The 12,391-nt window shown below is 66.3% G+C and carries 10 protein-coding genes; 3 read left to right on the top strand and 7 right to left on the bottom strand.

The window, feature by feature from the left end:
• Positions 1-106 precede the first annotated feature (106 nt).
• The 4 genes from RQP53_RS13740 to RQP53_RS13755 form a co-directional block, all read right to left on the bottom strand.
• Complete coding sequence (locus tag RQP53_RS13740) at positions 107-703, bottom strand: PEP-CTERM sorting domain-containing protein (RefSeq protein ID WP_315650901.1); 597 nt, start codon at positions 701-703, stop codon at positions 107-109.
• Positions 704-833: 130 nt separating this feature from the next.
• On the bottom strand, positions 834-4,226 hold the full coding sequence (locus RQP53_RS13745) for an error-prone DNA polymerase (protein WP_315650902.1): 3,393 nt from the start codon (positions 4,224-4,226) through the stop codon (positions 834-836).
• Positions 4,223-5,599: a Y-family DNA polymerase gene (locus RQP53_RS13750; RefSeq protein ID WP_315650903.1), complete on the bottom strand. Its 1,377-nt coding sequence runs from the start codon at positions 5,597-5,599 to the stop codon at positions 4,223-4,225. Before RQP53_RS13750 ends, RQP53_RS13745 begins: the two co-directional genes overlap by 4 nt.
• Positions 5,541-6,386 carry a recombinase RecA gene (locus tag RQP53_RS13755; RefSeq protein WP_315650904.1) on the bottom strand — a complete coding sequence of 282 codons (846 nt, stop codon included), beginning with the start codon at positions 6,384-6,386 and terminating at the stop codon, positions 5,541-5,543. The genes RQP53_RS13750 and RQP53_RS13755 overlap by 59 nt, the downstream gene beginning before the upstream one ends.
• A 234-nt stretch (positions 6,387-6,620) precedes the next feature.
• On the opposite strand from RQP53_RS13755, the gene RQP53_RS13760 reads away from it, so the two are divergent.
• From RQP53_RS13760 to RQP53_RS13770, 3 genes are all read left to right on the top strand, one after another.
• A complete protein-coding gene (locus RQP53_RS13760) occupies positions 6,621-7,247 on the top strand; it encodes a GNAT family N-acetyltransferase (protein ID WP_315650905.1) in 627 nt (208 codons plus the stop codon).
• A 177-nt stretch (positions 7,248-7,424) separates the two neighbouring features.
• Positions 7,425-7,844, top strand: coding sequence for a hypothetical protein (locus RQP53_RS13765; RefSeq protein WP_315650906.1), 420 nt, complete (start codon positions 7,425-7,427; stop codon positions 7,842-7,844).
• Between the two features lie 45 nt (positions 7,845-7,889).
• The gene (locus RQP53_RS13770; RefSeq protein WP_315650907.1) at positions 7,890-9,308 is read left to right on the top strand and encodes a M12 family metallo-peptidase; all 1,419 of its coding nucleotides are present in this window, start codon (positions 7,890-7,892) and stop codon (positions 9,306-9,308) included.
• A gap of 122 nt (positions 9,309-9,430) precedes the next feature.
• On the opposite strand, the gene RQP53_RS13775 is transcribed toward RQP53_RS13770, so the two are convergent.
• The 3 genes from RQP53_RS13775 to RQP53_RS13785 form a co-directional block, all read right to left on the bottom strand.
• The gene (locus tag RQP53_RS13775; protein ID WP_315650908.1) at positions 9,431-10,450 is read right to left on the bottom strand and encodes a phytanoyl-CoA dioxygenase family protein; all 1,020 of its coding nucleotides are present in this window, start codon (positions 10,448-10,450) and stop codon (positions 9,431-9,433) included.
• A gap of 169 nt (positions 10,451-10,619) precedes the next feature.
• Positions 10,620-11,519 (bottom strand): alpha/beta hydrolase, encoded by a 900-nt coding sequence (locus RQP53_RS13780; RefSeq protein ID WP_315650909.1) that lies wholly within the window; start codon positions 11,517-11,519, stop codon positions 10,620-10,622.
• A 163-nt stretch (positions 11,520-11,682) separates the two neighbouring features.
• Positions 11,683-12,390: a Crp/Fnr family transcriptional regulator gene (locus RQP53_RS13785; protein WP_434064091.1), complete on the bottom strand. Its 708-nt coding sequence runs from the start codon at positions 12,388-12,390 to the stop codon at positions 11,683-11,685.
• Position 12,391: the final 1 nt, after the last annotated feature.

Raw genomic sequence — 12,391 nt, forward strand, 5'->3', positions numbered from 1 at the left:
TGGCCTCCGGGAAGCAGCGACGCCGGGCGCGGGATGCGCCCTGCAGTCAATTCTTCGCCTTTGGCTGCCGCGGGCCTTGCGCCAGGTCAAGCGCTGGCGGCGGTGATCAGTCGCGGCCGGCGCGGCGGCGCAGCGCGCCCGCACCGAACAGCGCGAGGCCCGCGAGCAGCAGGGCGCTGGCGCCCGGTTCCGGAACGGCGCTGGTGACGTTCAGGCGATTGACGCCCCAGCCTTCATCGCCCAGGCCTTGGAAGCCGGCGCGGGCCGTGCCCTCGAAGCTGTTCGGGCTTTCGTAGGCAATCTCCAGGGTGTTGCTGCCGGCCAGCAGATTCAGCGGCAAGCTGATGTCGAGCTTCTGGCCGCTCTTGCTGATGCTGGCGCCATAGGGATTGCTGAGCACGCGGTCGATGCCGCCGCCGCCGAGGTCCCAGCTGCCGGTCAGCACTTCCTGGCCATTCAGGCGCACATGCAGCACATCGATCCAGTAGTTGTCGCCGTCCAGCGTGGCATAGCCGGCCAGTTGCAGATCGAGCAGGCCGGCACCGGCGCTGGCCGTGAAGCTGGCATTGACGCTGCTGTTGGTGAGCAGCGCGCCGGTGGCGCTGCCGCTGTAGACGGTGGCGGCGCTGGCGGCCGTGCCGAAGGCAAGCAGGCCGGCGGACAAGGCCGCCATCAGCGCGGGGCGCAGGGAGAAATGGTGCATGGGGATTCCTGTTGTCGGGGCCGCGGCCGTGATCGGGAAGGGCGAGGCGCGTGCGGCAGGCGCAGCGCCGCGATGCTAGGCGCCATCGGGGTGCGCGGCTGTGAGCGCTTGTGTCGACATGTGTCCGCGCTCAGCGGAAATCGCGGCTGACCATCATCAGCCGGCCCAGCAGCGGCGAGAGGTCTTCGAAGCCGCGGGCCAGCAAGTGGCGCACGCCGTTCTGGTGCTGCCAGACGCCTTGCACCGCCAGCAGCCGGGCGGCCAGGATGGTGCTGCGGTGGGCGGCGTAGACATCGGGCCAGACGATCACCTGCACGCTGCCGGTCTCGTCTTCCAGGCTGATGAAGAGGGTGCCCTTGGCGGTCTGCGGGCGCTGGCGCACGGTGATGATGCCGCAGGCCCGGGCCTGCCGACCATGGGGCCAGTGCTGCAGCTCGGCGGCGTTCTTCAGGCCGCGCTGGCGCAGCCGCGGGCGCAGCAGAGCCAGCGGGTGGCTGCGCAGCGTCAGGCCCAGCGAGGCGTAGTCCCACAGCACCTCCTCGCCTTCGGGCGCGGCGGGCAGCTCGAGCTCGTCCTCGGCCGGCAGGCTGCCGTGCAGGAGCGGCGGCAGGCGGCGCAGCGCCGAGGCCTGCCAGACCTGCTGGCGGCGGTGGCCGGCCAAGGAAGTGAGCGCATCGGCGGCGGCCAGCAGCTGCATCTCGTGCTGATCGAGGCCGGCGCGCAGGGCCAGGTCTTGCGCGTTGCGAAACGGCGCCTCGCGGCGCGCGGCGACGATGCGCTCGGCCGCCGCGTCCTGCAGGCCGTGCACCAGGCGCAGGCCCAGACGCACGGCGGGCTGGTCCAGCGCGGCATCGTCGCCGAGCTGCTCGGGGCTGAGCGTGCTGTCCAGCGCGCTCAGGCTGACATCGGCGCTCAGCACCTCGACGCCGTGGCGGCGGGCATCCTGCACCAGCTGGGAGGGGGTGTAAAAGCCCAGCGGCTGCGAGTTCAGCAGCGCGCACAAAAAAGCAGCCGGCTCATGGCGCTTGAGCCAGCAGCTGATATAGGTCAGCAGCGCGAAGCTGGCCGCATGCGATTCCGGAAAACCGTAGGAGGCAAAGCCCTTGATCTGCTTGAAGATCGATTCGGCAAAGGCGTCCTGGTAGCCGCGTTCGCGCATGCCGGTGAGGATCTTGTCGTGGAACTTGCCGAGGTCGCCGGGGCGCTTCCAGGCCGCCATCGCGCGGCGCAGCTGGTCGGCCTCGCCGGGCGTGAAGCCGGCGGCAATCATCGCCACCTGCATCACCTGTTCCTGAAAGATCGGGATGCCGCAGGTGCGCTTGAGCGCGGCTTTCAGCGCCTCGCTGGGATAGACCACATCGTCGGGGTGCTTGGCGCGGTTCTCCAGATAGGGGTGGACCATGCCACCCTCGATGGGCCCGGGCCGCACGATGGCCACCTCGATGACCAGGTCGTAGTAGTTGCGCGGCTTCAGCCGCGGCAGCATGGACATCTGCGCGCGGCTCTCGATCTGGAAGGTGCCCACGGTGTCGGCGGCGCAGATCATGTCGTAGGTGGGGGCATCGTCGCGCGGGATGGCGGCCAGATCGAGCTGGCTGCCGCGCAGCCGGTTGACCATGTCCAGGCAGCGGCGCAGCGCCGTCAGCATGCCCAGCGCCAGCACATCGACCTTGAGCAGGTTCAGCGCGTCGAGGTCGTCCTTGTCCCATTCGATCACCGTGCGGCCGGGCATGGTGGCGTTCTCGATCGGCACCAGGCGCGACAGCGGCCCTTCGGTCAGCACAAAGCCGCCGACATGCTGGCTCAGATGGCGCGGCATGCCCATCAGCTGGCGCGACAGCGCGATCAGCCGGCGCAGCTGCGCGTCGTCGGCATCGAAACCGTGTTGCTGCTGCAGCTGCTGCAGCCGGTCGGGCGGCAGGATCTCCTCGCTCCAGCCGGAATGGTCCTTGGCCAGGCGCTCCAGCAAGGCCTCGTCGAAGGCCAGCGCGCGGCCGACATCGCGCAGCGCGCTGCGCGCCCGGTAGGCGATCACCACGCCGGTCAGCGCGGCGCGGTGGCGGCCATAGCGCTGGTAGAGGTACTGGATGACCTGCTCGCGGCGCTCGTGCTCGAAGTCGACATCGATATCGGGCGGCTCCTGGCGTTCGCGGCTGATGAAGCGCTCGAACAGCAGCGTGCTCTCGGCCGGATTGACCGCGGTGATGAAGAGGCAGTAGCAGACCACGCTATTGGCCGCCGAGCCGCGGCCCTGGCACAGGATGCCTTGCTCGCGGGCGAAGCGCACGACATCGGCGACGGTGAGGAAATAGTGCTCGTAGCGCAGCTCGCTGATCAGCGCCAGCTCGTGCTCGACGCGCTCGACCCAGGCCGCACCGCCATCCTCGGGCCAGCGCCGCGCCATGCCCTCGTAGGTCAGCCGGCGCAGATAGCTGGCCGGCGTCTCGCCGGCGGGCACCACCTCGCTGGGGTATTGGTAGCGCAGCTCGTCGAGCGAGAAATGGCATTGCGAGGCCAGCGCCAGCGTTTCGTCGAGCAGCTCGGCGGGGTAGATCTGCGCCAGGCGCAGCCGGCTGCGCAGATGGCGCTCGGCATTGGGCTGCAGATCGAGGCCGCAGTCGCGGATCGGCTTGGCCAGCCGGGTGGCCGTCATCACATCCTGCAGCGGCTTGCGCGAGCGGACATGGAAATGCACATCGCCGCAAGCCACCAGGCGGAGTTCGCAGGGCGCCTGAGCTGACTGCGTTGCGCGGGCCTGTGCGTTCACTGTGGCGACGAGCTGGCGCAGCCGCTGCAGCCAGAGCTCGTCGGACAGCTCGCGCAGCAGCTCCACGCCTATCCAGGCGCGGCCGGCGAAATGCTGCTGCAGCCAGCGCGTCTGCGCCAGCAGCGCAGCATCGCTGTGCTGCCGCTGTGGCACGAGGATCAGCAGGCAGCCGGCCAGCCGCTCGGCGATGCCGGCCTGCTGCAGCAGCGACCAGGGCAGCCGGTAGCGGCCCTTGACGGGCGAGGCGCGGCGCAGATCGGTGATGAACTGGCTGAGATTGCCATAACCCTCACGATGCTGGGCCAAGAGCAGCAGCTTGAACAGCGGCGCGCCTTCGTCCGTGCCGGCCGCATCAGCCGCCTCCTCGTCTTCGGCATCGGCGCGGACCAGGAACTCGCTGCCGATGATCAGGTGCAGCACATCCAGCTCCGGGTCCAGCTCGGGATGGCTCTCGCGCAGCGCGGCCACCATCTTCTTCAGCGCCACATGGGCGCGTACCACGCCGGCCAGCGAGCATTCATCGGTCAGCGCCAGTGCCGCATAGCCCAGGGCCTGTGCGCGCAGCACCAGCTCCTCGGGATCGGAGGCGCCACGCAGAAAGCTGAAGTTGGACAGGCAATGCAGCTCGGCATAGGCCACCGGGCCGCGCGAACCCAGATGCGGGGGCGCGGCGGCTGGAGCCCCGCTGCCGCCGCGGCCGGGCCGCCGGCCACCGGGGGGCAGGCTGGCGTCAAAGCCCTGGCTGAAACTGCTCATGCAAACACCCCATGCAGATACCAGCGCTGCTCGGCCACCGACAGCCGCTCCTGGTAGATCCACAGCAGGCCGGCCTCGGCGCTGCGGGCCAGGAAGTAGTCGCGCTGCACCTGGCCGGCGGCGCTGTCGGCGCCCTCAGTGCCCGCAGCGCCATCCCACCAGCCGCCCTCGATGCGCTGCGGTCCGGCCAGGATCTGCAGCGGCTGGCCCTGGTGAACGGGGCGCTCCTGGCGGCTCTGCAGCGGCAGCGGTGGATCGAGCAGCCAGCTGGGCTGGGGCTGCAGCGCCGCGCGCACCTTGCTGTGGGGCAAGACCTGACCCCAGGCCAGCCACTGCTGCATGCGCTCGGGCCGGTGGTCCTCGCGCAGGCAGACGCGGCGTACCCGCTCGGGCCCCAGGCGCACGGCCAGCCGTTCGAGCAGCTGGTTCAGCGGCTCGCGGGCCTGCTCGGGCGCATCGGGCAGCAGCGACTGGCTCAGTTCCTGCAGCGCGATCACCTCGTCGGCCTGCAGGCGCAGCTCACCGACCGGCGCCTGCAGCTGCAGCAGCGCCAGGTGTTCGCGCAGCAGCCGGGCCAGATGGCCGAAGTCGCGGCTGGCATCGGCGGTGCCCAGGCTCAGCTGGCCGCCACTGCCGGCCTCGCGCGAGCGCATCGCGTCGTGCTGCCAGTGCAGCGTCAGCCGCTTGACACCGGCATGGCGCGCGGCCAGCCAGGCGCACAGCTGGCGCAGCAGCTGCTCGGCGTAATGGCCCAGCGCCGGCGCGTGCTCGACGCGAAAAGGCAGCTCCAGCCGGGCCTCGAACTGCTCGGGCGCAGTCACCCAGGCATGGGCCTCGGGCGCCTGGCCATAGGCCTGGTCCAGCGCCTGCAGCAGGGCGGCGCCAAAGCGCCGCGCCAGCGGCCCGCGCGGCAGCGCCCGCAGCTGGCCCAGGCGCCGGCAGCCCAGCCGGGCCAGCATGGCCTCGTGCGTGGCCGCGGCGCTCAGGCTGCTCAGGGGCAGCGCGTCCAGCAAGGGGGGCAGGTCTTGCGTCAGCGCGGCCAGCGCCTTGTCGGTGTGCATGGTGTGCATGGTGGGCGTGATCACCGCTTCGGCGCGGCGGCTCAGCGCCAGCGCGGCGAGGCTGCTCGGTGCCCAGGCCAGCGCCTGCGCGCCATAGGCCGGGGCCTCGCGCAGCAGCCGCTGCTGCAGCGCCGCGAGGCCGCCAAACAGACGCAGGCTGGCCCCCAGCTCCAGCACCACGGCATCCTCCAGCAAGGCCACCCGCGGCGTGAACTGCAGGCTCCACCAGGCCAGGGTCTGCTGAGCGGCGGGGCTAGGCGAGGCTGGGCTGGCGGCGGGCGCGAGCAGGGCGAGCCAGTACAGCGGGCTCATGATGGACCTCGTGGTGGGGGACGGGCGCGCTGGGGCGCAGCAGCCGCGGCGCCAGCAGGGCGGCCAGCTCGGCCGGCAGGGCGCTGAGCTGCAAGGCGCCGGCATGGGCCGGGCCGCGGCGCTTGAGGATCTGCAGCTGCAGCGTCCAGTCGGCGCCGGGGTGGAGCAGCAGGCGCAGCGGCGCGGCCGAGGACTGCGCCTGGGCCGCCAACGGCCGGAACAGGAAAACCGGCGCCGCCGAGGCCAGCGCCGCGGCCTGCAGCCGGCGGATCTGCGGCGGGCGTGCCGTGGGCAGCCAGGCCAGGATGGCCGCCGCCGCATTGGCCTTGATCGCCTGCTCGGTGACCCACAGCGCCTGCAGCGCATCGGCCGGGTCTATCCAGACCAGCTGCTGCGGCGCGATGCCCAGCGCGCGCAGCCCGGGCAGATGGGGCTGGCGCGGCGGCTTGATCAGCAGCAGCTGGCGCGTCTGGGCCGCGGGGGCGCTGCGGCGTCGGCCTGCGCCAGCGGTGCCGATGGCGCCGGCGGAGGGCGCCTGCAACAGCCGGCCCAGCGCCGGCCCGAGCAGCCGCCATTCACACAGGCCGGGCTCGGGCTGCAGGATTTCGCTGAGCATGCGCGTCGGCCAGCCGCCGCCGGGCAACTCGGCGTCCAGCGCCGCAAAGCCGCTGGCCACGCAGGGGCTGCTGCTGGCGCCCAGGCTGGTGGCGCGCCACAGCCGCGGATCGGCCAGCAGCGCTTCAGGGCTGGCTGCAGCGGTGGCGACATGGGCTGGGGCGGCAAGCATGGGGAGGGCGGCAGCGGGCCAGCATCGGCGCGCTGCTTCAAAAGAAGGCTGTACAAAAACACAGTATATGCATCAGCGCCAGCCAGCACAACGACGCCACTACAGACCGGGCTCCGCTCGCGATGAGGACGCGACTCGCTGTGCAAAGCGCCACACACCACCCAGGCGCGGGGGTGGGCCTTGGGTGCAAATCGTCATAATCAGGGAAAACCCGAAATTCGGAGTGTCTGACGGATGAATATGCGTGATCCCGAGTTGGCCCTGAACCCGCCCGCGCTGCTGACCGAGCGCCTGCTGCTGCGAGCCCCGACCGAGGCCGACTTGGACAGCCTGTACGAGGTGCACGCCGATCCGGGGACCAACCGCTTCAATCCGTCCGGGCCGATGAATTCACGCGCCGCCGCCGAAGCCTTGCTGCGCGACTGGCAGGCCCATTGGCAGACCCGCGGCTTCGGCTACTGGCTGATCGCGCGGCGTGAACAGGCGGGGCCGAGCGGGCTGGCCGGTGAGGAACAGGTGTTGGGCTTTGGTGGCCTGATGCACAAGCCCATCGATGGCCAGCAGGGCCTGAATCTGTATTTCCGCTTCCGCCCACAGGCCTGGGGCCAGGGCTATGCCTCGGAGATGGCGCTGGCCGCGCTGGAGCTGGCCTTTGGCCGCCTGCAGGCGCCGGCGGTGCTGGGCGTGGTGCGGCCGGCCAATATGCCCTCGCGCAAGACGCTGGAGCGCATCGGCATGCGGCTCAAAGGCTGCTGGGCCGACGTGCCGGGTCAGGCCGCCAGCCTGCTCTATGAGATGACGGCCTCGCACTGGGCCGAACTGCCGCGGCAGAGCGCCGTGCCCACGCCCTTCGGCGCCTGAGCGGCACTTCGGCACAAGCAGGGGCAGAGGGCCCAGACGCCACTCCGCGTGGTTGGCGGTATTGATAAAATAACGCCAATAAATAGCGTGCATTTCAGACGCCTGCTGTCAAGCTGAAATGACTGACATCCTCGTTTCTTCCAGGGAGCGTCGTTGCTGCGTTACTTTTGATGTTGAATGGAGTGGTCACTGCACTTCACTGCCGCCATGGATATGGTGAGCGACGAAGCGCTGATGCAGTGCCGTTCTAGCTCATCGAATCAGGAGACAACCATGCGAAAAGACTTCCGCAAGCTGCTTGGGGTGGCCTGCGCCTGCGCACTGATGGCAGGCATGCCGGCGCACGCCTACACCGAATGCACCGGCACCATCTCTGCCGTGTGGACTGGCGACGGTGGCGGCGTTCAGGTGGTCATGACCGGGGGAATGTCCTGGAATATCGCGCCCAATGATCCCAATCTGAAGAACATCCTGGCCATGGCTTCCTTGGCCATGTTGACCGGCAAGCAGGTCGTCGTGCGCTTTCAGGCCAATGGGGTGTCGTGCAGCAATCAGCCCACCCGCTCTGATGTTGCGGGCATGTATGTTTACAACTAGTCAGAGGGGCCGCGCCATCGCGGCGATCAACCCGGGAGCGGCCGCATGATGCGCAGAGCCTTGCTGATACTGGTAATGGCGCTGCTGAGCAGTCTGGGCGCCCAGGCGCAATCAACAGTGCTGGTTGCCGCCGGCGACTACCTCAGTCCGGAGCAGGAGAAGGCCGAGTTGGATCAACGCCTGAGCCGTCAGCTTGAAAGCCTGCGTCTCAGCGAAGGGGTGGTGGTGGCCAAAGCAGCCCGGCTGAATGCCGCGGCCTTGCTAGCCAATGTGGTGAAGTTCACGACGCCAAGCGGGCACGAGCATACATTGACGAAGGTGCGAGGTACGGAGCTGCCACAGAGTGCCCGAATATGGTCGGGAACGACTGAATATGGAGGGGTTGCTAGTTTTCATGTGAAAGCTAATGAAGTGGTAGGAGATATCGATGATCATTCGGGAACGATCTATCGAGTCGTCAGCTCAGGAAGATACCATCTTATCTCCGAAATAAATATTGCTCGGTTTCGCCGAGATCAGGGTAATGACGTTCTGCAGATGCCTGGTCTGGGAAAGAGTTCAAAACGTGCTTATGGCGAAGTGCAGGCGTTGCTAGGTATACCAGTCGTCGATGTACTTGTGCTTTATACATCAATGGCAAAAACTGCAGCGTCTGACAAAATTGATGAAGTCATCCAAAAGTCCATCGTCGATCTGAATTCTTCATTTGTCAATTCTGGAGTCAATCTGGCAGTGCGGCTCGCTGCTGCATCTCAGATTGCGCTATGGCCCAATCCGGGGCTGGAAACCGGCTGGGTACCGACCACGGCACTGAACGAGTTGAGTGGCAAGACGGGGCAGACGAATTTGAGTTATCTGGCGCGGCGTGAACGTGACCGTGTACATGCCGACGTGGTCATCTTGATAGGCTCGTTCAAATTTGCTACCGAATGTGGCGCGGCCTGGGGCGGGCCGGCAATGCCAGAGTGGGCTTTTGCGACGGTGGACGTCAAATGCATTGGCTCGCCGTACTATACATTGGCGCATGAATTTGGCCATTTGCTGGGAGCTGATCACAACACTCAAAACGCAACAACGGCGACCTATGTTTATGGGCATGGGGCGAATTTCTCCTGGTATGTGAACTTCAGGAGCACCACGGTGCCCAACGGCTATCGTTGTTTCAGAACGATCATGGCCTACTCTTACGCCTCCTTTGGCGGGCCGCCCTGCAAGGTGGATTTCAGAATAAACAACTGGAGTAATCCGGCGATCTATTACACCGACAAGGCACCATTCACAACGCCCGCCGAGCCTGATCAGAGCTATACGGTGGCGACCGGCTCGGGAAGTTGCTGCAACAACGCTCGGGTATTGAATGAGAATGGTGCGTTTGCATCGACCTATAGCAGTGTCTCGATGCTGGCGGGTTACCAGCAACTGCAGGTGCGTGAACTCGTGAATATTCTGCTGCTCGGGCCGTGATTCGATACCTTGAGCGTCGTCCAGTTTTCTCTGTTTTGGAGGGCGGTGCAGGGGCGGCGCCACCAGCAAACGCTCGAAAATTCCAAGCGCTTGCTGAGTGGCAGAGGGCTGCAGAGTGGGGATCAGCCGACGGCCCGAGCCGTTGCCGTATTGCGCTTCATCAGCAGACGAATCGCATTTTTCTTCAGCCAGGCAAAGCCGTGCGGGAAATTTGTTTCCACCCAGAAGATGACTCGATTTTTCAATAGTGCCAGATCTTTTGGCCGGGCGATCTGAGCGTGGCCGACTCGATCGGTTTTCAGTGCGCGAATGCGTGTATGCAGTTGCAGGAAGCGGTGCGATTGAGCGATCGCATGGCAGGTAATCGACGAGCGCGAGCGCAACGGGTCGTGGCTGTCTAGTGAGCCATGAATGGTGAGTGCATTCCAGAGCAGTACATCACCACGATCAAGTTTCGGTGCGCGGATCTCCATGTTCAGTTGCCGGACCTTGTCAATGATCGAAACAAAATAGGACTCGTAATCACCCACGATGCTGTTGGCTGCGTTGTGGGCAACGTAATCTGTCTTATGTGATTTCGGGCAGACGAAGAATCGTCCGGCGGTGGGGCTGATGTCCTCTAAAGCAACCCAGGCTGCAGCCATGCTGCCGATATGCTCAGAATCGAGATAAAAGCTATCTTGGTGCTCGGAAGTGGCGGTGTTGCCCTCGAAATACATTGACTGAACAATCTTTGGTGCTTCACCCAGCACGGCGTTGAAGGCCTGGCTCAGTTCAGCGGAGGTAAGTATGTTCTCAGTGGCGCAATGTCTGAATTTCGGAAATCGATGCGGGTCGACACTTTGCAAGTTTAGGATTGGGTTCATCACCCAGCCTTGGCTATTTAGGATGTTGCGCTCGGGCACGGCGCTAGCCTGGCGATAAATAAAGCCATCAAAGGCCTTGATTTCAGCATCCCAGAGCGCACGGATGGCGTCGCAGGTGCTGCCATCGAACAAGCCACGGATGACAACATAGCCGTTTTCTCGGTAGTAGTCGAGGATCGCGCTTGTGTCCGCCGGGGCGAACTTCGGAGACGGGTCTTCTGCGTCAGTTTCAGGTACGTGGACGGTCAAGCCCCGTCTAGTCTTTAATTGAATCATGGGTCCTCCCTCTATATTGGAAATTCAATGGTTCGCGAATGCTAGCGAGCCAGGTGTATTGAGTCTTGGCATCTAGACTTGGCGTCGTGGTCGCGATATTGAATTGACGAGATTACCAGAAGCGAGGCGTGCCGCAAAATATCGGTATTAGCGATCTGGCCGATTGCGCTCAGCAGCCTTGCCGCTGCGCGCCGCGCTCCAGCAGCTCACGGGCCGCGGCCACGCCCTCGGGCTTTCTCAGCGTGCCGCCATGGGCGACGCCTGGCACTTCCAGCACGCGCAGGCAGCTGCCGCGGTATTGCATGGCCTGGGCCAGGCTGCGGGTGAAGGCCGGTGGGCTGGTCTGGTCTTCGCTGCCGACCAGCAACAGCGTCGGCGTGCGCAGCTTTTGCAGCGCCTGGCGGTTGTCGTAGCCACGCACGCTGTCGTCGATCTGGATGCGCACAAAGGGCTTGGCATACCAGGGCACTTTGTTATCGGCCCAGTCCTGGGCGCTGGTCAGCGTGCCTTCGAGCAGCAGCGCATCGGGCGGCGCCTCGGCGGCCAGATGGGCGCCTACCAGGGTGCCCAGCGAGAAGCCCCAGTAGGCCAGGGGCAGGTTGTCGCCCGACAGCCGGCGTGCCTCGCGAACCGCGGCCTGGGTATCGTCACGCAGCTGCTGCATGCTGCCGACGCCTTCGGACAGGCCCATGCCACGGTAGTCCCAGAACAGCACATTCACAGGCAGCTGACTGGCATCGCGCAGCAGCACCGGGTAGCTGCGCTGGACGATATTGCCGGCACCCTGGAAATAGACGGCTGTCAGCCGTGCGCCGGGCTGGCGCAGAAAAAGCCCGCCCAGGCTCGTGCCATCGGCGGACTGGAATCGCACCTGCTCCAGGCGGGCACCGGTGGCGCCGGCCTGGGCCTGGGCCTGACTCAGCCAGTCTTCGGCGGCTGGCGCCGTGTTGCGCGAAAAGATCTCGCGTTCATTGACCTGAACGCTGACGCAGGCGCTCAGCGTCAATGTGGCCAGCAGCAGGGTGCTGGCACGCAGCAGGCCGGGGAAATGGGGTGTTAGGCGTGGCATGAGGAGCTATTGAATCCGGACGAGCCTGAGGCCCATGGGGAAGGGCGTGCGGCTGGCATGCATCAGCGGCATGGGCGTGAAAAACCGCGCGCAGTATAGAAAGTGCGCCGGCACTGAGAACAGCGGGTTTTGCCGGGGCTGAGCGCGGCGGCAGAGGCGGCCCTCAGTCCTGCGGAAAGCGCCGCAGCCTTTGCAGGTCCAGCACCCGCACGCCGCCATACTCGACGCTGATCAGCGCCCGCTCCTGCAGATGGCCCAGCGCCTCGTTGACGCGCTGGCGCGACAGGCCCACCAGCTTGGCCAGCTCCTGCTGGGTGATGCGCAAGAGGCTGCCGACGCCGGGGTAGAGCAGCGGGTGGAACAGCGCGGCGAGGTTGCGGGCGACGCGCATATCGGGATCGCTGATGCGGTCGATCTCGCGCGCGGCGATGAACTGGCCGAGGCGCTCGTTCAGCTGGTTCAGCACAAAGCGGTTGAAGCCGATGCTGTGTTCCAGCAGGTCATGGAAGGTCTCGATCGGCAGGCCGGCGACGACGCTCTTGCGCAGCGCCTGGATGTTGTAGCGGTAGACCTCGCGCTTGAGCAGCGTGCCCTCGCCGAACCAGCCGCCCGGCGGCACGCCGGTGAAGGTGATGGCCTGCGCGGCGGCATCGTCGTTGCTCATCTTCAACAGCCCGTCGACCACGCCGAACCAGAAATTCGCCGGCTTGCCGATGCGGCAGACCCGTTCGCCGACCTCGGCCTCGGCCACCTGCAGCCCGGCCACCGCCTGTTCACGCTGGGCAGGACTCAGCACAGAGAGCCAGGGAATGGCGTCCAACTCGGCCGCAGTGGCGGCGCGGGCGCGCTGGCGCAGGGTCAGGTGTTGCATG

Origin of the sequence: Roseateles aquae, from assembly GCF_032337115.1 — a bacterium.
GTDB classification, from domain to species: domain Bacteria; phylum Pseudomonadota; class Gammaproteobacteria; order Burkholderiales; family Burkholderiaceae_C; genus Roseateles_C; species Roseateles_C aquae.

What these genes read in the sequence shown, in the direction of transcription:
- RQP53_RS13740 (WP_315650901.1), bottom strand. Translation starts at nt 703, where the DNA reads ATGCACCATTTCTCCCTGCGCCCCGCGCTGATGGCGGCCTTGTCCGCC.
- RQP53_RS13745 (WP_315650902.1), bottom strand. Translation starts at nt 4,226, where the DNA reads ATGAGCAGTTTCAGCCAGGGCTTTGACGCCAGCCTGCCCCCCGGTGGC.
- RQP53_RS13750 (WP_315650903.1), bottom strand. Translation starts at nt 5,599, where the DNA reads ATGAGCCCGCTGTACTGGCTCGCCCTGCTCGCGCCCGCCGCCAGCCCA.
- RQP53_RS13755 (WP_315650904.1), bottom strand. Translation starts at nt 6,386, where the DNA reads ATGCTTGCCGCCCCAGCCCATGTCGCCACCGCTGCAGCCAGCCCTGAA.
- RQP53_RS13760 (WP_315650905.1), top strand. Translation starts at nt 6,621, where the DNA reads ATGAATATGCGTGATCCCGAGTTGGCCCTGAACCCGCCCGCGCTGCTG.
- RQP53_RS13765 (WP_315650906.1), top strand. Translation starts at nt 7,425, where the DNA reads ATGGAGTGGTCACTGCACTTCACTGCCGCCATGGATATGGTGAGCGAC.
- RQP53_RS13770 (WP_315650907.1), top strand. Translation starts at nt 7,890, where the DNA reads ATGATGCGCAGAGCCTTGCTGATACTGGTAATGGCGCTGCTGAGCAGT.
- RQP53_RS13775 (WP_315650908.1), bottom strand. Translation starts at nt 10,450, where the DNA reads ATGATTCAATTAAAGACTAGACGGGGCTTGACCGTCCACGTACCTGAA.
- RQP53_RS13780 (WP_315650909.1), bottom strand. Translation starts at nt 11,519, where the DNA reads ATGCCACGCCTAACACCCCATTTCCCCGGCCTGCTGCGTGCCAGCACC.
- RQP53_RS13785 (WP_434064091.1), bottom strand. Translation starts at nt 12,390, where the DNA reads ATGCAACACCTGACCCTGCGCCAGCGCGCCCGCGCCGCCACTGCGGCC.